This window comes from Paenibacillus sp. UNC496MF (assembly GCF_900113915.1).
Taxonomy (GTDB): domain Bacteria; phylum Bacillota; class Bacilli; order Paenibacillales; family Paenibacillaceae; genus Paenibacillus_Z; species Paenibacillus_Z artemisiicola.
In genome coordinates this window covers 169,751-191,165 of the sequence record NZ_FORE01000013.1, presented here as the reverse complement: position 1 = coordinate 191,165, position 21,415 = coordinate 169,751, and the positions used below count along the sequence as shown (strand labels likewise).

The window sequence follows — 21,415 nt, the reverse complement described above, 5'->3', positions numbered from 1 at the left end:
AACATCGGGTGCAAGGGGGTTGCGCTTCAATGAACGCGTTCACGTCGCTCCTCGCCAGGCTGCTGATCTTTCTGTTTACCGCCGTGTTCATTTACCCGGCGATTCTGCTCGCCTTCCTGGTGCTCGGCTTTACGGCCTCCTGGAAATCCGGCGTCGTGATGCTCGTCTCGGCGCTGCTGCTGCTGTTCTTGCTAAAACGGGAGGCGGCCGCCCTTCCGGCGGTCCCCCGCGGGCGGGTGCGTCCGTTCGGCCGAAAACGGCCAGCCGTCCGGGCGTTGAGCCGATTTCCCGGGGAATATGACCGAGAGGCATCCCCGCCGCAGCTAAGCGACATCTACTTCGATCTCGCGGCCCGGATGAAGGAGGACGAGGAGCTGCTGCACATGCTGAAGGCGATGGACGGTAGTCCGGAGGCCGGCGGCGAACGGCGGCGGGCACCCGTCGCCAATCCGGGCGCCGGAGCGGGCGCCGGGCCAAACGTGACGCTTCGTGCCCGGCATGGGGCCGGCTGTACGTGCGCCGGCTGCTCCCCGGCGCCGCGGGAACGCATCAATTGAGCTTGAACCGCCAACCAGGCGCATGGCGCAGGGTTGGCGGTTTTTTTATTTTGGCGCGGGGACATGCGTCCGTCGCGATGAACGGGACGTAGTTCCGTATATAGGCCGGGCGGCGGCGAAAACGCCGCAAGAACGGTACGTAGTCCCGTACATTCACGAAGAGGAGGCGAAATCGCCGCAAGAACGGTACGTAGTACCGCACAACGATCAAATGCCTGCGAAATCGCCGCAAGAACGGTACGTAGTCCCGCACATTCGCCAAAAGGAGGCGAAATCGCCGCAAGAACGGTACGTAGTACCGCTCATTCGCTAAACAGAGGCGAAATCGCTACAAGAACGGTACGTAGTCCCGCACATTCGCCAATCGCCGACGAAATCGCCGCATCACCCGCCCACGGCATCTTCCGCCCCTCGAACCGCTCCCGCACCTCGCCAGCCATAACGACTAACGACGCTCCGCCCCCCCCCCCCCCCCCCCCCCCCCCGCCGTCAATTTCCGAAATTTCCCTTTCCCAGCCATTGACAATCCGATTGAGCAGTGATTATACTGTGTATATGAATATATACAGTATATAAACCGAAGGAGCTGAAGCGACGATGACGACTTGGCAAGGCGCGATGACGCTGCTTCGTTCCGAAGGGCGGCGTTCCTGGGGCGGATTGATATTTACGTTCGTGTTTTTCACTTACGTCGCGGTGGTCATGATGCCGGTGTTCCAGGACATGTGGGAGAAAGGGACGGCGAGCCGCTTCGGCTGGCTGGGCGATTTCCTCTACCTGACCATCCTGCCGAACATGGCGTTCGTCATGAACCGCAACATGATGCATTACTGGAGCCGCGATCCGTTCTCCCGCAAGCTGGCATACTGGCGCACGCTCCCGATCAGTTGGAATGCGATCGTGCTCTCGCGGATGGTGCAGCACGTCGTCGTCCTGACGGTCGTGGCCGCGTATTTCTTCACCCTGCAGTATGCCGTCATAAGCGGGAGCGGCATGCGCGAGCTGCTCTCGCCCGGCGCTTACGCGCTGTACGCGCTGACGTGGTACGGCTACGCGATGGCGGCGGGCGCCACGTACGTGTTTTTCGAGCAGACGCTGCACGGCAAGGTCTACTTCGCGGTCTGTCTCAGCTACGTGGCGGTTTACGTGCTCGTCGGCATCGTGCTGTGGCTGACGCATACGAGCCTGATGTTCGCTTCGATCGAAGCGGCCCGCGATCATCGGGCCGTCTGGCCGACCGTCGCGCTGCTGGCGGGCGCGCTTGCCACGTTCCTCGTCGCGCGGTTGGCCCGGAGGCAGCTTGCGAAGCGCAATCTGCTCTAGGAGCCGGGAAAGGGGTGGCGGCGGTGTGGATACCGATCCAATTGAATGAACAGAGCGCGGAACCGCTGTACCGCCAAATCGAAGTGCAGCTCCGCGCGTTCATCGTCAGCGGGCAGATGCCGGAGGGCACGCTCCTGCCTTCGATCCGCGAGCTGGCGCAGCAGACGAAATGCAGCGTCATTACGATCCGCCGGGTGTACCAGGACCTGGAGAACGAAGGCCTGCTGCGCACCCGCCAGGGAACGGGCACGTTCGTGGCCAAGGTCGACGACGCGCTGCGGGACAATCAGCGGCGAGGCGCGGTCCTGGAGGCGATCGAGACGGCGGCGGACGCGGGCGTTCGGGTGCGTTTTACGGACGGCGAATTGGTGGAGATGCTGCTCGAAGCGCTGCGGCGGAAACGGGCGGCGTACGAGACGGGACAAGCGAAGACGCCATCGGGCGAGGAGGGGGAACCGACATGACGGAAGCGGCTGTGGCGATCGAAGGGCTGGTGCAGCGCAGGGCGCATTTCGAACTGGGACCGGTCGAGCTCGTCATCCCGGCGGGGTACGTGACGGCGATCGTCGGACCGAACGGCTCCGGCAAAAGCTCGCTGTTCCGGCTGATGCTGGGCTTGGGGCGGCCGGACGCGGGACGCGTCAGCCTGCTCGGACGGCGGGTCGGCGACGGCGACGACACGGCGTACAAGACGCGCATCGGGTACGTGCCGGAGGAAGCGATCGACCTCGAGGACAAGATATCCGGCGACCAGAAGGCGGCGTTCGTGCGGCCGTGGTACCCCGGCTGGGACGTCAATTACTACCGCGAGCTGCTTCGGCGCTTCGAGATCGACGCCGGGCTGAAGCTCGGCAAAATGTCCAAAGGGATGCGGCGCAAGTACGACCTGTCGCTCGCGATGGCGCATCATCCGGAATTGCTGCTGCTCGACGAACCGTCCTCGGGCCTCGACCCCATCGCGTGGAAAACGATGATCGACGTCCTTCACCGCTACATGGAGCGGGGCGACCGGACGATCGTGATGGCGTCCCACATCGTGGACGAGGTCCGGCGGCTGGCCGATTACATCGTCTTCGTCGTCCACGGCCGGGTACTCGGAATGTACGAGAAGGACGCGCTGCAGGAGTCGTGGCAGACGATGTACGTCGACGACGCGGGAAGGTCGACCGACTGGAAGGGGATGCCCGGCTTGCGCGGCTTCGAAGCGGCCGGGGGCACGACGTACCGGATCGTGACGGATTCGGCGCACGCGGCGGAGCGCTGGCTGGCCGAAGCCGGCGCGACGCTCGTCAGCAAGCAGAAGCTGGAGCTGGACGATATCCTGATGCATCTCACCGAACATGCGAGAGGAGTTATGTAAATGAACGCTTTATCGCTCAATCACGTCTTCAAGCAGTACGGCGACAAGACCGCCGTGAACGGCATCAGCTTCGACGTCGCGCCCGGCGAGATTTACGGCTTGCTCGGCGCGAACGGCGCGGGCAAAACGACGACGATGCGCATGGTGCTCGGCCTTATTTATCCCGATTCCGGCAAGATCCTGTACGACGGCAAGGCATACGGGAAGGAGCAGCTGCAGGGGCTCGGCTACCTGCCCGAGGAGCGCGGCCTCTATCCGAAGGTGAAGGTGAGCGACCAAATTCTGTACCTCGCGCAGCTGCGCGGCATGTCCCGCAAGGACGCCGACCTGAACTTGAAGCGCTGGCTCGACCGGTTCGGCGTCCCGGAGTATTACGGCAAGAAGGTCGAGGAGCTGTCCAAGGGGAACCAGCAGAAGATCCAGTTCATCGCCGCGGTCATTCATAACCCGCGCATCGTCATCATGGACGAAGCGTTCAGCGGCCTCGATCCCGTCAACGTCGAGCTGCTGAAGTCGACGGTCAAGGAGCTGCGCGACGCGGGCTCGTGCATCCTGTTCTCGACGCACCGGATGGAGCATGTCGAGGAGCTGTGCCGCAACATCACGATTTTGCACAAGTCCAATCCCGTGCTGCAGGGCAATCTGAAGGCGATCAAAAAGCAGTTTCCGCGCGAGCGCGTCATTCTGGCGACGGACGGCGACGTGACCGGGCTGGAGACGGCGGACGGCGTCCGGAGCGTCGCGCGCCACGAGTACGGCTACGAGCTGTCCGTCGACGACGAAGCGGCGGGCAGGGAAATCCTGGAGCTGGCGATGGCGCAGACCGGGGTGCAGCGCTTCGAGATCATGGAACCGACGCTGAACGAAATCTTTATTAAGACGGTAGGTGAGAACCATGAATAACGGCTTCCGGACGGTGGTCGGATTCACGGCCAAAAACAAGCTGCGGGGCAAGGCGTTTCTCATCACGACGATCATCATCGCCATTATCATGAGCATCGGCATCAATTTGCCCTACATGATTTCCAAGTTCAGCGGCGAAGGCAAGCCGACGGCGGTCGGTTACGTGAACAGCGCGGCGGACCAAGCGAAGTCGGAGCTGTTCACGCCGACGCGCATCGCCGACATGCTCAGCAAGCATTACGCGGCGCAGGAGAAACCGGAGCTGAAGCTCGTGCCGATCGCGGACGCCGGCTCGGCGGAGGCGAACGAGAAGGCGCTGAAGCGGGCGGTCGCGGACGGCGTCGTCGACGGCTACGTGGCATTCGCGCCGGATCCGGCGAGCGGCGGCTTCCCCGCCGTCACGTACAAGTCCGAGAGCCTGATGGAGTCCAAGGTGTCGCAGTCGCTCACGACGGCGCTGCAGGCGGTCAAGATGGACGCCGTGATCAACGGCGGCGGGCTGAGCGACGAGCTGAAGACGCTGCTGACGAAGCCGATTCAGTTCGACACCGTCCAGATTTCCACGGCCGAAGGCGCGGGCTCCATCGGCACCGGCAAGACGAAGGAGCAGCAGGCCATGGACATGGTGACCGTGTACGTCATCCTCTTCATGCTGTTCATGGCGATCATGATCAGCGGCCAGATGATCGCGAGCGAGATCACGGCGGAGAAGAGCTCCCGCGTCATGGAGATCCTCATCACGAGCGTGGCGCCGTTGAAGGCGATGTTCGGCAAAATCCTCGGCATGTTCCTCGTCGTGCTGACGCAACTGGCCGTCTACATCGTCGTCATCGTCATCAACATGACGCTGCCGCAGAACGCCGACAAGCTCGGCGACCTCGGCATCTCGCTCGACAAGATCGATCCGGTCCTGCTCGTCTACGCGATTCTGTTCTTCCTGACCGGCTTCTTCCTGTTCGCGACGCTGTTCGCGGCCGTCGGCTCCATCGTCAGCCGGACGGAGGATCTGGGCCAAGCGGTGCTGCCGATCACGATGCTGTCGCTCGCGGGCTTCTACATCTGCATGTTCGGCGGGCTGAACGCGCCGGGCTCGATGCTGATCAAGGTTTCGTCGTTCATCCCGTTCTTCTCGCCGTACGCGATGGTCGTCCGGCTCGGACTGTCCGACCCGCCGATCTGGCAGGTATGGCTGTCGATCGCGGTGCTGGTCGTCACGATTCTGGCGTCCGGCTGGCTGTCCGCCAAGATCTACCGCGCGGGCGTGCTGATGTACGGCAAGAAGCCGTCGATGAAAGAGCTGTTCAAGGCGATGCGGGCATACCGCTAAGGGAAGCCGGGGCTTATCTTATCGCCGTTCGCCGCCGCCGACAATGACGAGCGGAGGAACCGCGTCCTACCACATTTTACGGGAAGCAGCCGGGCAGAGCATCCGGCTGTCTTTTGCCGAAGGGGAGCATCAAGCATGCAGGAACTGCTTAAGACGCAATACGGACTCATTCGAATCACGCGGGAAACCTTGTTCGCGTTCCTCGGGGAGCTGCCGCCGGAGAAGCTGCGGGCCGACGTGCCGGGCTTCGGCAGCGGCAGCATCATTCGCACGCATATACACGTGGCCGATTGTTACCGGTATTGGCTCGGTTCGTTCGCCTTCGGGCAGAAGCGGGCGGATTTCGCGTTCGCGACGAAGGAGGAGATCGCGGAAGCCGACGTTCGCGCGGTCCGCGACCGGTTCAAGCGCGCGGACGAAGCGGTGGACCGGTTCCTGGACCGGTACGACGGGCGGATGCTGGAGAGCGTTACGAACGAGGTGAGGTGGCAGCCGGAGTGGAGCGCGACGCCGCTTTGGCTGCTCACCCATACCGAGACCCACGAATTCCATCACAAAGGGCAAATCGCGGCGATGGCGCGGCTGCTCGGGTACGAGCCGCCGAACACGGACCTGGAGTAGGAAGGGAGCGGCCGGCACCCGAAGCGCGAGGCCGGCGATCGAAAGCGGGAGGCCTCGCGCAGCGGTTGGCGGCATGCGATACCGGACAAAATAGCGATTTTGAGAACCGGACCGAACGGCGGCGCTGTTCGGTCCGGTTCCTTTTTTCCGAACCATCCGACGCCGCACAAGCATAAAACCACCGCATCCGACAAATTTCGGCAATATTAGCGGTTGTATCGCACGGGGACAGCCCCTATAATAGAGCTACATCAGCATTATCGATTATCGATAATCGATAATGCATAAAGGAGCCGTGAACGCCATCATCCACGACCGGACGGACTATCCGACCAATTCGATCAGCGAGCACGTGTACGCCGGCCTGAAGCGGGACATTCTCGCCGGAACGCTGCAGCCGGGCACGCGCCTGATCGTCATGGACATCGCGGGCAGGCATCAAATCAGCCAGGCGCCGGTGCGCGAGGCGCTGGAGCGGCTGAAGCAGGAAGGCTTGATCACCGGCGTGCCGAACAAGGGCTCGGTCGTCTCGACGATCGCCGCCAAGGAGATCCGGGATATTTTCGTCCTGCGCGAGATTATCGAAGGCTTCGCCGTCCGGCAGGCGATGCCGACGCTGACGGAAGAGGATTACCGCTATCTCCACCGCATTATCGCGGACATGGAGGCCGCCCACCGGCAGAACGAGATGCTGCGCATCCTCGAGCTGGACATGGATTTCCACGGCTTCTTCTACGTGCGCTGCGACAACCAGGCCATTCTGGAGCTGTGGAATCACATGCGGACCAAGGTCATGCGGTTCATGGCCATCTCCAACCGCTATTACACGACCAACGTGCTGGGCGAGTGGCATCAGCTGCTCGTCGACGCCCTCCGTTCGGGCGATCCGGACGCGGCGGAGGCGGCGTTCGTCGAGCATATGCATGCCTACAAGCAGATCGAGTTGGAATAGCGGCATCTTAGACGGGGCGGCGGCGAGCCGGCCGGCATACATCCTTTCGCAAAAGGGGACATGACGATGCTTCCTGAAGGGCTTTTGTATGAAGAAGACGTTATTTTGACGTGGATGCGGGACCGGTTTTTGCAGGATCTCGCGCTGGGACGCATGCCGAAGAGCGCGAACGCGAAGGACGGCTTGACCCGCCTGGGCCTGAATCCGTATTTCACTTACCCCGCGATCGCGTTGTTCGAGCCGTGTCCGCCGCAAGGCGACGACGAGGAAGAGAAGGCGCAGCGCATCGAGCGCATGCGGGACGACCTGCAGCAGCGGGCATTCCGCGGGAGCGCCGTGTTCATGGACGGCCGGCACCGGATCGGGCTGCTGTTCTCGTGGGCGTCCGCGGATCAGCTGGAAGCCGTCCAGTCGCTGGTCGCCGAGCGGTTCGGCGTGCCGGTGAGCGTCGGCGTCGGCGCGCCGTGCGCCCTGCTCGGCGACGTCCATCAATCGTACCGGCAGGCGTCGCGGGCGCTGCAGGATACGTTTTACCGCGGAACCGGCAACGTCATCCGGCACGGGGAGCTGCCCCGGTACGCGGCGCCGCGCGACGATACGCAGGAGCTGGAGCAGGCGCTGCTCGAAGGCTTGAAGGCGGCGGACGCCGACGCGGACATCGAGGCGGCCGTGGACGCGTATTACGACGCGCTGCTCGCGGAGGGGCCGATCGACATCCGGGCCATGTACGAGCTGACGGCGCGCCTCTTGGTCGGCGCCGAGAAGAAGCTGCTTCCCAACGCGAATTATGAGAGCGCTTGCAGCCGCTGCGAGATCCTGTCCGTCGTCAAGCTGCGGACGCTGCGGGAGATCAAGGCGTACGTCGCGAGCTTCCTCTCCGGCGTCCGAAGCGCGCTGCTGCCCGAGCGGAAGGAGAGCCACCGCAGCATCATCAAGAAGACGATCCAGCACATGGAGCAGGATTACCGGGGCGCGTCGCTGCAGCGGATGGCGCAGAAGGTCTACATGACGCCGACGTACCTCAGCCTGCTCTTCAAGCTGAACACCGGCACGACGTTCATCGAGCATCTGACGCAGATCCGCATCGAGAAGGCCAAGAGCCTGCTGGTTGGCACGCATTACAAAAATTACGAGGTCGCCGAGCTGGTCGGGTACCACGATCCGCGCTACTTCAGCCAAATCTTCAAGCGCAAGGTCGGCCTGTCCCCGACGGAATACCGGGAATCGGCCGGCATGGCGTAAACGCGGCAACGACGAAAAGGACTTTGGACACGGCCCGGCGGCCGCGCTCCAAAGTCCTTTTGCTCGTGCGGCACGATCGCCGCGGTCCGGCCCGAGGCGCCCGTTACAGCCGCACGTCGTGCCGGCTGCCGCCCTCGGCGTCCCGCTTCGCGGCTTCGGCCAGTTCGTGTTCCCACGTCAAGTGCCGATATTCCCGCGCGGCCGGATCGTTCTCGAACCAGGTCACGAAATCCCGCATCAAGGCGGTCGTCCACGGCGCGTCGATCTGGGCGGTCGAATAGACGCCTTCCCGGAGCCGGACGAAGCCGAAGACGTCGCGCACCTGCGATTTCTCCGCCTGCGCGACCGTCAGCTCCGCCAGGTGCGGCGGGATGAAGATCACGCCGGCCGGCGTGCCGAGCACGACGTCGCCGGGCAGGCAGATCGCCTTGCCGATGCGCGCGGGCACGTTCATGCCCGTCATCGTGACCTCCGCGATGGCGGTCGGGTCGCTTCCGCGGTAATAAATATTGATGTTGTCGATCTGGGCCACCTGCTGATTGTCCCGGATGCCGCCCCAGATCACGGCGCCGCCGCGCTTCGTCCGGGTCGAAATCGCGGTCGACAGGTTGCCTCCGACGTACGTGCCCAGATGTACCTTGTCGAACATGTCGACGACGGCGACGTCGTCCTCGACGAGCGAGTCGATGACCCATTGGTTGAAGAAGCCCTTGCGGCCTTCCTGCTCATGCCCGTAGCGCAGCAGCGTCTCGTGCAGATCGGGACGCTGCGGCACCATGACGGCCGTCACCGCCCGGCCGACCATGACTTGATCGGGATGGACGATTTTGAAATCCCCCTCGAATTGAAAGGCGTAGCCCCGGTTCCATAACGGGCCCCACGCTTCCTCGAGCGTAATCTTCCGCATCCGCCGCAGCACGTCCGCGGGCACCTTCGGCCGGCCGTTCGGAAACCGTTCCCCTTCCCAGAGCGGCGTAAGCTGGACGATGTCTTCCGGATTGTCGAATTTCATCTGGCGCACCTCATTCCCTCGATTTGACGGCGCATGCGGCCATGCCGGTCGCGGGCGCCGCCGGTTCTCGCTTCTATTGTTAGGGAGAACCCGGCGTTTGTCGATGCGGCATTTTTACGGCATTTCGCGCGAAACGCATAATTATTCCCCCCCTCCCGGCCGGCCGGGCGGGGACGAAAGCCGGTTGAAAAAGATCGCTAAAATAATCCAACAAATTCGTAATTTCTTCGCCTTTTGCAATGAAACCGCTTTCGGTAAAGTTAAGAAGCGCCCAGGCACGGGCGATCCATTCGATTATCGGAGGAGGAGATACAAGGTGGCTTCTGACGCGTTATCCCTAGCACCCGGCGCGGAGGCGATGACGGCGCCCGGGAAACGTCGCAGGAACAAGGGCGAAACCAATCTGGCGGGTTATGCGTTCATTTCCCCGTGGCTGCTCGGCTTTTTTCTGCTGACGCTCTGGCCCATCGCGCAATCCTTCTATTTGTCGTTCACGGAGTATTCGCTGCTCGAGGCGCCCGTGTGGACGGGAACGGCCAATTACAAGAACATCTTCACGAACGACGCGACCTTCGTCCAATCGCTCGGCGTGACGTTCACGTTCGTGCTCGTCTCGGTTCCGCTCAAGCTGTTCTTCTCGCTGCTCGTGGCGATGGCGCTCAGCAAGAACATCCGGGGCATGAACGTCTACCGGACGGCGATCTACTTCCCGTCCCTGATCGGGGGCAGCATCGCGGTAGCCGCGCTCTGGCGCAACATGTTCGGCCTCGACGGCTACGTCAACCAGGTGCTCGCCTGGTTCGGCATTGAAGGCGTCGGCTGGATCTCGAACCCCGACACGTCGCTCGGCACGCTGATTCTGCTCAACACGTGGCAGTTCGGCTCGACGATGGTCATCTTCCTGGCGGGCCTCAAGCAGATTCCCCAGGAACTGTACGAATCCGCCGCGGTCGACGGCGCCGGCCGCTTCCGCAAGTTCGTCTCCATCACGCTGCCGATGCTGTCGCCGGTCATGTTCTTCAACCTGGTGCTCGGCGTCATCGGCTCGTTCCAGACCTTCACCTCGGCGTTCATCATCACGAAGGGCGGCCCGATCAATTCCACGTACGTCTACGCGCTGTACCTGTACGACAAGGCGTTCAAGCATTACCAGATGGGCTACGCCTCCGCGCTGGCCTGGATTCTGCTCTTCATCGTGGCCGCGCTGACCGTGCTGAATTTCTTGGCCTCGCGGTACTGGGTGTTCTACGAGTCGGACGGAACGGGAGGGAAGAACGGATGAACGCGTCGCGCGTCAAGCTAACCCATCACCTGTTCCTGGCGCTCTTCTCCCTCTTGATGCTGTATCCGGTTATCTGGTGGGTCGGGGCGTCGCTGAAGAAGACGGCGGAGCTCAGCCTGCCGACGATCTGGCCGGCGACGCCGATGTGGGAGAACTACAGCAAAGGCTGGCATTTCTCCGGGGACTATACGTTCGCGCACTTCTTCGGCAACACGCTGCTGATGGAGCTCGGCAACGTCGCCGGCGGCGTCTTCACGGCCGCGCTCGTCGCCTACGGCTTCAGCCGGCTGCGGTTCAAGCTGCGGGGCTTCTGGTTCTCGATTCTGCTGCTCACCATGATGCTCCCCGGCCAGGTGACGGTGGTGCCGCAGTACATCCTGTTCAACAAGCTGGGCTGGGTGGACAGCTACGTGCCGCTCGTGCTGCCGCATTTCTTCGGCGGCGGGGCGTTCTTCATCTTCCTGCTCGTGCAGTTCATCCGCGGCATCCCCCGCGATCTGGACGAGGCGGCGAAGATCGACGGCACGTCGGTGTACGGCATCTTCTTCCGGATCGTGCTGCCGCTCATCAAGCCCGCGCTCGTGACGGTCGCGATCTTCACCTTCATCTGGAGCTGGGACGACTTCTTCGCGCAGGTGCTGTACATCAGCTCCGTCGACAAGTTCACCGTCGGCCTCGCGCTGCGCATGTTCATCGACCAATTCGACATCCAATGGGGACAGCTGCTCGCGATGTCGCTGTTGTCCATTCTGCCTTCCGTCCTGATCTTTCTGTTCGCGCAGAAGTATTTCGTCGAGGGCATCGCCACGACCGGGCTGAAAGGCTAGCGGTCCAATACACGAATCAAAGAGAGGGGATTGCGAGTGATGAGAAGAGGAAAGCCGGCGGGACTGCTATTAACGGGGCTGGCGCTGCTGCTTGCGGCGACGGCGTGCAGCAGCGGAGGGGGGAACGACGGCGGGAACGGAGCGGCGAACGGCAATGCCGGCACCGATGGCAACGGCGAGGAGACGAAGGCCGCGGAGCCGGTCACGCTGGGCATGATGTGGTGGGGGCCGGACGAGCGCCACACGGCCACGAAGAGCGCGCTCGAGCTGTACACGAAGCAGAATCCGAACGTGACCTTCAAGCCCGAGTTCATGGCCTGGGACGCGTATTGGCAGAAGCTGCCGACGCTGGCGGCGTCCAAGTCGATTCCGGACGTCCTGCAGATGGACGCGGCGTACATTCAGGAGTACGTGGCGCGCGGGCAGCTGGAGGATCTGTCCGACGTCGACCTGAGCGGCATCGTCGATCCCAAGGTCGTGGAGAACCTGAAAATCGGCGATAAGCTATACGGCATTCCGCTCAGCCAGAACGCGCAAGGCATCGCGTTCAACAAGACGGAGCTGGAGCAGTACGGCATTCCGCTTCCGCAGCAGAACTGGACGTACGACGAGTATTTCCAATGGGCCAGGGATGCCCGCGCGAAGCTGCCGGAGGGCAAATACCCGATCGGCGACACGACGTCCTGGGACGGGTTCAATATGTACCAGACGTCGATGGGCAAGCCGCCGGTCATGGCCGACGGGGGCAAGACGTTCACGCTCGACAAGGAGCTGTTCATGAAGTTCTACGAGACGTACGCGGATTTCCGCAAGGACAAGATCGTGCCGCCGGCGGAGAAGGCCGCCGCCTTCCTCGAGAACGACCCGCAGGCCGACCCGATGGCGTCCGGCGTGGTCATGACCCGCGGCGCCACGACGGGCTCGGTCAGCGCCCTGGAGCAGCTCATGCCCGGCAAGGTCGGCGTCGTGAACATGCCGACGGGTCCTTCCGGCGGGGGCTGGGCGCAGTCGACGATCTTCCTGAGCGTCAGCGCGAACTCGAAGCATAAGGACGACGCGAAGCGCTTCGTGAAGTGGTTCATCACCGACAAGGACGCGGGCAAGACGCTCGGCCTGACGCGCGGCATTCCGATCAATCCCGAGATCTACAAGGAGCTCGAGCCGACGCTGGCGCAGAAGGACAAGCTCGGCAAGGAGATCTACGACCTCTCGGTGGAGAAGGCGCTGCCGTTCTATTCCGCCGCGGCGGGCTTCTCGGAGTGGGTGGACACGTACAACAAGGAAATGCAGGCGGTGACGTACGGGCAGCAGTCGATCGAAGCCGCGTACGACAAAATCAACAAAATGGGCACGGAGCTGGCGGCGAAGGCCGGCTCGTAAACCCGCCGGAGCCGATGCGCCGGCACGATCGGCTCCCGTCCGGCCGGCATGCCGGTCCGGGCGCCCGTCCGCCGCCGCGCCTTCATGGCGGAAGGAAGATAACAGAAGGCAAGTGGCAGAGGGTTGATGGAAGATGGAAGATGGAAGATGGCGGATACCTAACGGAAGGAGCTTGCGTCTATGCAGCTTGCGGAATTTTTCTCGTCGCAGCCGTCCCGGCTGTGGCAGCTGGCGAAGCAGATGAACGTGAATTACGCGGTCGGGGGCTTGCCCTGGGAGGAGACGAACGAGAAGCCTTGGGATCTGATGCCGCTCGTTCGGATGAAGCAGCGGTACGCCGATCATGGCCTCGAGCTGCTCGTCATCGAATCGATGCCGCCGAGCAACCGGATCAAGCTCGGCACGGCGGGCCGCGACGAAGAGATCGAGCAATTCCAGAAGTTCCTGGTCAACATGGGGGCGGCCGGCATCCCGGTGCTCTGCTACAATTTCATGGCGCAGTTCAACTGGTTCCGCACGTCCACGACGACGATGTCGCGCGGCGGGGCGCTGGTCTCGAGCTACGATCACAGCCTGATGAAGAACGCGCCGCTCACGGAAGCGGGCGTCGTGTCGGAGGAGCAGCTGTGGGAGAATCTGCATTACTTCATGGAACGGATCGTGCCCGTCGCCGAGGAAGCGAAGGTGAAGCTGGCGCTGCACCCGGACGATCCGCCGATCACGCCGATTCGCGGGGTCTCGCGCATTCTGCGCAGCGCGGCCGCCCTGCAGCGCGCGATCGACCTCGTGCCGAGCCCGTGCAACGGCATCACGCTGTGCCAAGGGACGCTGGCGACGGCCGGCGACGACATCCCGCGGGTCATCCGCGATTTCGCCAAGCAGGACAAGCTGTTCTTCGTCCACTTCCGCGACGTGAAGGGCACGCCGGAGAAGTTCGAGGAGACGTTCCACGACGACGGGAAAACGAACATGCTCGAAGCGATGCGGACGTACTACGAGGTCGGCTATAGCGGACCCGCGCGGCCGGACCACGTGCCGACGATGGCCGGCGAGGACAACGGCAACCCGGGCTACGAGCTGCTCGGCCGGCTCTACGGCATCGGGTACATCAACGGCTTGATGGAAGCCGCCTCGGCCGGCTGAGGCGACGAGAGCGGTAAGCGCGGCAAGCGGCAAGGGGCAATAGGCAAACGGGAGGCGATTCCCGGATCGGCGCGAATGACGCGGGCGATCCGGGAATCGTCTTTTTTGCGCGAGACGCGCGCGCCGCGGCCCATCCGGGCGTCGCGCGCTACGCGTCGCGCTTCGCCGCGCTGACCAGGAGCAGGATGCCGGTCACCAGATGCAGGAGCCATCCGAGGAACGGGATCCACCCCAAGGCGCACGTAATCAGACCCATGACCGAGCCGTACTTGGCTTCGCGGTTTTGAATCGAGAGCACCAGCGCGACCAGATGCAGCACGAACATGATGAAGAGCGGCGCATAGCTTGTTCCGATGATGATCACGGCGCCCAATAAGGGAATCGCCAGCAGCAGCTCGCAAACCCCCGTCGTCCACTTCAACGCTTTCGAACCCGTCATATCGAACTCACGCCTCCCTATTGACTTCCAATTCCTGTAAATCGTATCGCATGGGACCTGCCGCGGTCAATAGTCGGTTATCCGCGCCGGACGGCTGCCGCCGCTTGACCCCGCGCCGAATGGCCGGATCCCGGACCTGCCGCGGCCGGGCGGCCGATGCGGGCCGCCAAAGGCAAGAACCCCCTTTCCGAACCGGAAGGGGGTTCTTGCCTGCTTGGCTTGCGTCCGCGCGCCGGCCTAGCTCCAGAGCCGGTCGTTGGAATGGAACTTGTTCCACTGGTCGGTCGACTCCCACAAGCCCGGAAGGTCGGGGTGCAGATGCGCCGCGAGCACCTCGTCGTTCAAGTCGTCGATGCCGAGGCCGGGCGCGTCGGTCATTTCGATGAAGCCCTGCTGCACCAGCTTCTTCGGAAGCCGGCTTCCGACGACGATGTCGTCCCACCATTCCACCTCGCAGGAATGGTATTCGAGGGCGAGGAAATTTTCCGTCGCCGCCGCCACGTGCGCCGCCGCCAGGCAGGCGATGGGGCTTTCCGCCATGTGAATGGCCATCGCGACGCCGTAGTCCTGCGCCATGTCGCCGATTTTCTTCGTCTCCAGGATGCCGCCCGCGGTCAGAACGTCGGGATGGATGACGGAGACGCCGCCGGCTTCGAGCAGCGGCCGGAAGTTTTCCTTCAGGTAAATGTCCTCGCCCGTGCAGACCGGCGTCGTCACCGCGCGCGCCAGCCTCGCGTACTGCTCCGTGTACTGCCACGGAATCATGTCTTCCATCCACGCCAAGTTGAACTTGTCGACGCGGCGGCCGAGCTTGATGCAGTCCTCCAGGCCGATATGGCCGAAATGGTCGATGGCGAGCGGCACCTGATCGCCGATGACCGCGCGCACGTCCGCCACGTACTGCTCCAGCATGTCCAGCCCCTTCTCCGTCACGTGAATGCCGGTAAAGGGGTGCGGAATGTTGTAGATATCGTAATGGCGGTTGACGATGTGCCGGAGCTCGGCGTCGGTCAGGCCGTCGTAATTTTGCCGGTACCGGTCGCGGGACTTCGCGCGCATCTCCTCGAGGAAGCCGAGCGGCGCGCTCAGCGTGCCGGGCTCGTGGATCAGCTGGCCGATGCCGAGGTCCATCTTCAGGAACGTGAAGCCGGCGTCCATCCGCTTCTTCAGCGCCGCGCCCATCGCCGTGCCCGTCGCCTTGTCGACGACGTCCGTATCGCAATACATGCGGATCCGGTCGCGGAACCGGCCGCCGAGCATTTGATAGACGGGCACGCCGTAGGCTTTGCCCGCGAGGTCCCACAGCGCGATCTCGATGCCGCTCACGCCGCCGCCTTGGCGCGCATGGCCGCCGAACTGCTTGATGCGGCGGAACAGCTTGTCGACGCTGCACGGATTTTCCCCGATCAGCCGGCCCTTGAGCAGCTGGGCGTACACCTTGTCCGCGCCGTCGCGCACTTCGCCGAAGCCGACCAGGCCCTGGTTCGTGTATACCTTGATCAAGCTGCTGTGGAACGGCGCGCCGACGATGTCGGCGAACCGGATATCGGTGATGCGGAGCTCCGACGGCTTCGAATGCCCGCTCACGTGCGCCAGCGTTTCTTCGTACGTTTGCTCGTTCATGCATGGATTCCCCCTTCGGACGTTGGATTCCCGTTTCCCTCTCCATCTTAGAGAAACGCGGCGCCGGGGGCGATGCCGTAAAGTTACGATTTCGTTGGATTTTTCGTCGGATTTTTCCGGTTCGGGCAAGCGGGGCGGCGCGGCGGCATTTTGCAGTGGGACGGCGGGCGAACGCATGCTAGAATAAGAGGCGAATCCATGGGAGGAAAGGCGGGAACGGGATGAAAATCGGATTGAGCACGTACAGTCTGCTGAATGCGCTGAAGGCCGGAGAGATGACCGTGCTGGACGCGATCGACTGGATCGCCGAGAACGGCGGGGAGCATATGGAGATGGTGCCGTACGGCTTCACCCTCGTCGACAACCCCGAATTGGCGGACGCGGTCCGCGAGCGGGCGAAGGCGGCCGGCATCGAGCTGTCGAACTACTCCATGCCGGCGAACTTCGTGCAGCCGGACGAAGAAGCCTTCGAGGCGGAGATGGCCCGCGTGAAGACGCACGTCGATCTCGTGCGCCGGCTCGGCATGACGCATATGCGCCACGACGTGACGGCCTTCACGATCGAGCCGGCGCAGATGACGATCCGCTGGTTCGAGGAAAGCCTGCCGCTCATCGTCAAGGGCAGCCGGATCATCGCCGATTACGCGGCCGAGTTCGGCATCACGACGACGATCGAAAACCACGGCTTCAGCGTGCAAGCGAGCGATCGCGTGCAGCGGGTGCTCCAGGCGGTGGACCGCCCGAACTTCAAGACGACGCTCGACGTCGGCAATTTCATGTGCGTGGACGAGAATCCGGTCATCGGCGTCATGAAGAACCTGCCGTACGCGTCGCTGGTCCACTTCAAGGACTTCTACTTCCGGCCGTTCGACGAGCCCCCGGGCGGCGGGGATTGGTTCCGCACGAGCAACGGCAACTACCTGCGCGGCGCGATCGTCGGGCACGGCGACATCCCGCTGCGCCGCATCGTCAAGCTGATCAAGCAGTCCGGCTACGACGGGAATATCACGATCGAGTTCGAGGGCATGGAGGAATGCAAGCGGGCCTCGCGCATCGCGATGGACAACCTCCGCGCGCTGTGGGAAGAAGCCTGATTGCGGTTCCCGAGGGCGGTTAAGGCTGGCGCGGGCCATCGTCCGCGCCCAGCGAATTTTCGGGCAACTCTCGCGTCGTCGGTCATATACTTCTGTATACCGCCCGAAAAGAGGGGATGACCATGACCGACTTCGAGGAACGCTTGATTGCCGTGCTGAAAGAAATCAAATCCGAGCTAGGCGTGATCAGCAAACGGCTGGATTCCTTGGCCGACCACGTGGACGATTCCAGAAGAAGCTTGGATACGCTCAACGAGCTGGTGCAGGTCATCGCGTATTCGGACTGACCGCGCGGCGTCGTGCAAGCGCTTCCGGGACTTTCTCGCGAATCGGGGGAGACGCAGCGCATCATCGCCGTATAATCGATATCCATGCCGTGCGAAAGGGCGGCGGGCCCAAGCCGAGGCTTGGGCTTTTTTGCGTTCTCCGGAAGGCGTCGGCGGCGGGCGGGAGATTCGGATGGCATGGAATAGGCGGGACACAGTTTGTACTATTTGTATAATTTTATCTTGAATTTAAACGCCGTTCCATCTGTTTCTCTTCCGAACTCTATTGATGATGTGGAGGCAGGATTCTATAAAAAGGGAGGGTATAAATCACTAATTATGACATAATACGTTACTAATTTCGATAAACCGCTCTAATTAATTAACGCTTTACTTGAGTAACTGCATGAGCCAATAGAGTGTATACGGTTTCAATAACAAAAATCGACAAGACATATCATAACAATGACATGCATGTGACATTTTTTTTCTCGGATTCTGGTCCCATATTCTATTCGCCATGTAAGCATTTTAACAGAAAATAGTAATTATTTATTGTCAGTAAATTTGTACTATGTTACAATTCTCTCGAAAATTATCGCTTTTGATAGCTTCGCCGCGAAAGGCAGGTGAGCCTGCAGCCGGAACCCGCTCGTCCCATGCACGCAAACGTCTTATTACGGCTTATCTGGAGGGTGACAACTTGAAAAGAGAACTGGTAAAGAAGTCGATCGCGATCGCGGCGTTCTCGTCGCTGCTGATCGGATCGGCAAGTCCCGCGCTCGTGCGGGCGGCCGGGACGGACGCGAGGAAAAGCGCCTGGACCGCCGAAACGGCGCCGAAAGAAAACGCGGTGCAGGTCGCGCCCCGCGCCGGCGAGCCGAACGCCGCCGAGAAGCCCGTCCTGCCCGGAAAAGCGGCCGCGGCCGCGTCCGGCGGCCGGATCATCGTGAAGTACAAGCCCGGCTTCCGCGCGGCTTCGGCGTCGATCCTTCCGTCCGCCAAGACGAAGGGCAGCCTCTCGCTTCCGGGGGCGGGCGCCTCGCTCGTCCAGCTCGCGAACCCGGCCGATACGGCGCAGGTGCTCGAAGCGCTGAACAAGGATCCGAACGTCCTCTTCGCCGAGCCCGACTTCCGAATCAACGCTTCGCGCTTGCGGACGGAAGGCGCGCAGGCGTCCGCACCGGCGAAGGACGCGAAGGCGGCCAAGGCGGTTAAAGCGCCGGAGGCCGGCTCGCCCGACGATACATACTTCCCGCTGCAATGGGCGCTCCGCAACACGGGGCAAGTCCCGCCGTTCAACTACAACGACCCGCTGCTGGAGGGACATCCCGGCCCGGCCGGACTCGACGTCAAGGCTCCGGAAGCCTGGACCGTGTCGCAGGGAAGCCCGGACGTCACGGTCGCCGTCATCGACACCGGCGTGCAGCCCGACCATCCGGACTTGGCGGGCAGCATCTGGACCCATCCGAAGGAGCGGGCCGGCAACGGGATCGACGACGACGGCAACGGATTCGTCGACGACGTCCATGGCTGGAACTTCGCGGGCGGCAGCAACGAGACGTACAGCGAGATCGACGGCGACGCGCACGGCACGGCCGTGGCCGGCCTCATCTCGGCCGCCGCGAATAACGGCACCGGCTTGGCGGGCGTCGCGCCTGACGTGACGATCATGCCCGTGAAGTACGTCGGCGGGGGATACGGCTACGTCTCGGATCTGATCAAGGCCATCGCCTACGCGGAGACGAACGGCGCGCAGATCGCCTACCTGAACGCGGAATCGTACGACTACAGCCAGGCGCTCAAGGACGCCATCGACGCCTCGTCCATGCTCTTCGTCGCCGGCTCCGGCGATTACGGCGTGAATACGGACGGCATTCCGTCCTACCCGGCGTCCTTCGACAGCCCGAACATCCTCTCGGTCACCGGCATCGACAACGAAGGCCGCCTCGCGGCTTACGCCAATACCGGCTACAAATCCGTCGACGTCGCCGCTCCGGGCGAAGCGGTCGCGGCGACCGTGCCGGTGTCGAATCCGGGCCTCGCCGCGGAGATCGCGGACCCCGCGAACGGCTCCAAGGTAATCTTCAACGGCATCGCGTTCGAGAACATCCTGGACGACGAGGACGCGGACTACGACTACCGCCAGGACGCGTTCGACGCGGCCATGGATTACCTCGGGGCGTCCAAGTACGACCCGGACAAGAAGATCTTGCTCGTGCAGGACGATCTGTCCAACTACACGGAGATCCCGAGCTCCAGCAAGCTGGCGAAGTACACGGACCTGCTGGCGGATTACGCCGGTCAAGTGGATGTCGTGCAGTCCGCGCCGGACGGCGGTGACGGCCCTTCCGCGCAGCAGATGCGGGATTATGACGCGGTCATTTGGTTCACGGGCATGGCGGACCGGTACTACGTCTCCAATCTGACGGAGAACGACCGCGGCAGCTTGACCGATTTCATCCAAGGCGGCGGCCATCTGATGCTGACGGGCACCAACGTCTTGAACGGCCCGACGGAGGAGGGAGGCGAAGAGGCCTCGAGCATCATCGATACGCCGTTCGTCAAGGACGTGCTGCATTTGGCGTTCGTGAACCAGTACTTCTACGACACAGCGGTCGGCTTGCCGGATACGATCTACGCGTACAAGGAGTACCCGCTGGACGAGGACAAGGACAGCTACAACTGGATCATTTCGCGCGATCCTTCGATCGCCAAAATCGACTTGATGAGCATCGCGGAGGATTTCGAGGGCAGCAGCTATGCCTATGCGCGGGGCACCGACATCGCGGCCGCGCAAGCGGCGGGAGCGGCGGCGCTCGTGCTGAGCCAGGACGAATCGCTGAGCGCGCTCGCGGCGAAACAGCGGGTCGTCAACAGCGGCACGCGCCTCAGCTCGCTCATGGGCAAGACGGCGAGCGGACGCTTGATCAACGCGTATCAAGCGCTGTCCGACGACGACGTGCCGGGCACGCCTTTCCCGGGCGGCAGCGTATCCAACCGGCTCGACGACGCGGCCGACCGGAACGACGTATTCGCGGCGGAGCTCCACGCCGGCGAGGAGGTCAGCCTCGCGCTGACGGGCGGCGCGGGTACCGATTTCGATCTGTATCTGTATGCCCCGGAAGCGGCGACCGTCGAGTCGAACGCGAATCTGCTGGCGTATTCGGAGAACGAGAAGACCTCCAAGGAGTCGATCGCCTATAAGGTGACGCGAAGCGGGACGTATTACGTCGACGTCTATGCGCATAAGGGCAAAGGCGCGTACACGCTGGCGTTCGCGACGGCCAACGGCATCGGCGGATACGAGGATACGAGCAAGTCGCTGGCGTTCGCCGGCAATTGGACGTCCATGACGGGCGGCGCCTACACGGGCGGCAGCATGAAGCAGATCGACGCGGAAGGCAGCGTGGAATTCGCGTTCGACGGCAGCTATTTCGCCTGGATCGGCTCGAAGAATCCGAAGCAGGGCATCGCCGGCGTGTACGTGGACGGCAAGCTGGCGGCGTCGCCGTCGCTGTATGCCGCCAAGCCGCTCGACAAGCAGACCGTGTTCGAGAAGCAGCTGCCGGACGGGCGGCACGCGGTCAAGATCGTGTGGACCGGCAAGCACGATCCGAAGGCCAAGAAATCCGACCCGACGTTCATCAACGTCGACGCCTTCGACGTGAAGCGCCTGCTGCAGGAGAGCGATTACGGCGTGGCGTTCGCGGGACAGTGGACGATGACGTACGGCGCGAAGCATTTCGGCGGCAAGTCCGCCTACTCGGCGCAAGCGGGCAGCAGCGCGACGGTGACGTTCGAGGGCACGAAGGCGACGGTCTACGCGAACGTCGGCAAAGACCGGGGCAAGGCCAACGTCTATATCGACGGCGAGCTGGCAACGCCGGACGCGATCGATCTGTACGAAGCCGCGGACCGCGATCGCGCCGTCGTCTTCGAGTCGGGGACGCTGTCTCCGGGCAAGCATGCGCTGAAAATCGTCAATTTGGGCGAGAAGAACCCGCTGTCGCGCGGAACGGTCGTTTCGCTCGATGCCGTGGCGATCGCCGCCGAATAGAAGC

At 62.9% G+C, this 21,415-nt stretch carries 19 protein-coding genes; 16 read left to right on the top strand and 3 right to left on the bottom strand.

The genetic code is table 11. The features are described from left to right. Positions 1-29 precede the first annotated feature (29 nt). From BMZ79_RS23880 to BMZ79_RS23840, 9 genes are all read left to right on the top strand, one after another. Positions 30-557, top strand: coding sequence for a hypothetical protein (locus BMZ79_RS23880; RefSeq protein ID WP_090644875.1), 528 nt, complete (start codon positions 30-32; stop codon positions 555-557). A gap of 597 nt (positions 558-1,154) precedes the next feature. After that, entirely contained in the window at positions 1,155-1,880 is a 726-nt protein-coding gene (locus tag BMZ79_RS23875) for a hypothetical protein (protein ID WP_090644872.1), read from the top strand. A gap of 23 nt (positions 1,881-1,903) precedes the next feature. Then, the gene (locus BMZ79_RS23870; RefSeq protein WP_090645156.1) at positions 1,904-2,344 is read left to right on the top strand and encodes a GntR family transcriptional regulator; all 441 of its coding nucleotides are present in this window, start codon (positions 1,904-1,906) and stop codon (positions 2,342-2,344) included. Next, positions 2,341-3,240 (top strand): ABC transporter ATP-binding protein, encoded by a 900-nt coding sequence (locus BMZ79_RS23865; protein WP_090644869.1) that lies wholly within the window; start codon positions 2,341-2,343, stop codon positions 3,238-3,240. The genes BMZ79_RS23870 and BMZ79_RS23865 overlap by 4 nt, the downstream gene beginning before the upstream one ends. Beyond that, entirely contained in the window at positions 3,241-4,143 is a 903-nt protein-coding gene (locus tag BMZ79_RS23860; RefSeq protein ID WP_090644866.1) for an ABC transporter ATP-binding protein, read from the top strand. Beyond that, on the top strand, positions 4,136-5,470 hold the full coding sequence (locus tag BMZ79_RS23855) for an ABC transporter permease (RefSeq protein WP_090644863.1): 1,335 nt from the start codon (positions 4,136-4,138) through the stop codon (positions 5,468-5,470). The genes BMZ79_RS23860 and BMZ79_RS23855 overlap by 8 nt, the downstream gene beginning before the upstream one ends. A gap of 135 nt (positions 5,471-5,605) precedes the next feature. Continuing rightward, entirely contained in the window at positions 5,606-6,091 is a 486-nt protein-coding gene (locus tag BMZ79_RS23850; protein ID WP_090644860.1) for a DinB family protein, read from the top strand. A gap of 280 nt (positions 6,092-6,371) precedes the next feature. Next, entirely contained in the window at positions 6,372-7,043 is a 672-nt protein-coding gene (locus BMZ79_RS23845) for a GntR family transcriptional regulator (RefSeq protein WP_090644856.1), read from the top strand. Positions 7,044-7,127: 84 nt separating this feature from the next. Further along, positions 7,128-8,285: a helix-turn-helix domain-containing protein gene (locus tag BMZ79_RS23840; protein WP_256253062.1), complete on the top strand. Its 1,158-nt coding sequence runs from the start codon at positions 7,128-7,130 to the stop codon at positions 8,283-8,285. A gap of 103 nt (positions 8,286-8,388) precedes the next feature. On the opposite strand, the gene BMZ79_RS23835 is transcribed toward BMZ79_RS23840, so the two are convergent. Next, entirely contained in the window at positions 8,389-9,297 is a 909-nt protein-coding gene (locus BMZ79_RS23835; protein WP_090644850.1) for an RraA family protein, read from the bottom strand. A 358-nt stretch (positions 9,298-9,655) separates the two neighbouring features. On the opposite strand from BMZ79_RS23835, the gene BMZ79_RS23830 reads away from it, so the two are divergent. The 4 genes from BMZ79_RS23830 (at position 9,656) to BMZ79_RS23815 (ending at position 13,929) form a co-directional block, all read left to right on the top strand. Continuing rightward, a complete protein-coding gene (locus BMZ79_RS23830) occupies positions 9,656-10,579 on the top strand; it encodes a carbohydrate ABC transporter permease (RefSeq protein ID WP_090644846.1) in 924 nt (307 codons plus the stop codon). Next, the gene (locus BMZ79_RS23825; RefSeq protein WP_090644843.1) at positions 10,576-11,406 is read left to right on the top strand and encodes a carbohydrate ABC transporter permease; all 831 of its coding nucleotides are present in this window, start codon (positions 10,576-10,578) and stop codon (positions 11,404-11,406) included. Before BMZ79_RS23830 ends, BMZ79_RS23825 begins: the two co-directional genes overlap by 4 nt. Before the next feature lie 39 nt (positions 11,407-11,445). Next, a complete protein-coding gene (locus BMZ79_RS23820; protein WP_090644839.1) occupies positions 11,446-12,786 on the top strand; it encodes an ABC transporter substrate-binding protein in 1,341 nt (446 codons plus the stop codon). A gap of 180 nt (positions 12,787-12,966) precedes the next feature. Further along, the gene (locus tag BMZ79_RS23815) at positions 12,967-13,929 is read left to right on the top strand and encodes a mannonate dehydratase (RefSeq protein ID WP_090644836.1); all 963 of its coding nucleotides are present in this window, start codon (positions 12,967-12,969) and stop codon (positions 13,927-13,929) included. Between the two features lie 148 nt (positions 13,930-14,077). On the opposite strand, the gene BMZ79_RS23810 is transcribed toward BMZ79_RS23815, so the two are convergent. Both BMZ79_RS23810 and BMZ79_RS23805 read right to left on the bottom strand, forming a co-directional pair. After that, positions 14,078-14,368, bottom strand: coding sequence for a hypothetical protein (locus BMZ79_RS23810; RefSeq protein ID WP_090644833.1), 291 nt, complete (start codon positions 14,366-14,368; stop codon positions 14,078-14,080). Between the two features lie 237 nt (positions 14,369-14,605). Further along, on the bottom strand, positions 14,606-15,991 hold the full coding sequence (locus BMZ79_RS23805) for a mandelate racemase/muconate lactonizing enzyme family protein (protein ID WP_090644831.1): 1,386 nt from the start codon (positions 15,989-15,991) through the stop codon (positions 14,606-14,608). A gap of 221 nt (positions 15,992-16,212) precedes the next feature. Between BMZ79_RS23805 and BMZ79_RS23800 the strand changes: the two genes are divergently transcribed. The 3 genes from BMZ79_RS23800 (at position 16,213) to BMZ79_RS23795 (ending at position 21,411) form a co-directional block, all read left to right on the top strand. Continuing rightward, positions 16,213-17,085 (top strand): sugar phosphate isomerase/epimerase family protein, encoded by an 873-nt coding sequence (locus BMZ79_RS23800; RefSeq protein ID WP_090644828.1) that lies wholly within the window; start codon positions 16,213-16,215, stop codon positions 17,083-17,085. A gap of 122 nt (positions 17,086-17,207) precedes the next feature. Further along, a complete protein-coding gene (locus BMZ79_RS34420) occupies positions 17,208-17,372 on the top strand; it encodes a hypothetical protein (RefSeq protein ID WP_177222296.1) in 165 nt (54 codons plus the stop codon). Positions 17,373-18,054: 682 nt separating this feature from the next. Further along, complete coding sequence (locus tag BMZ79_RS23795; RefSeq protein ID WP_177222295.1) at positions 18,055-21,411, top strand: S8 family serine peptidase; 3,357 nt, start codon at positions 18,055-18,057, stop codon at positions 21,409-21,411. Positions 21,412-21,415 lie beyond the last annotated feature (4 nt).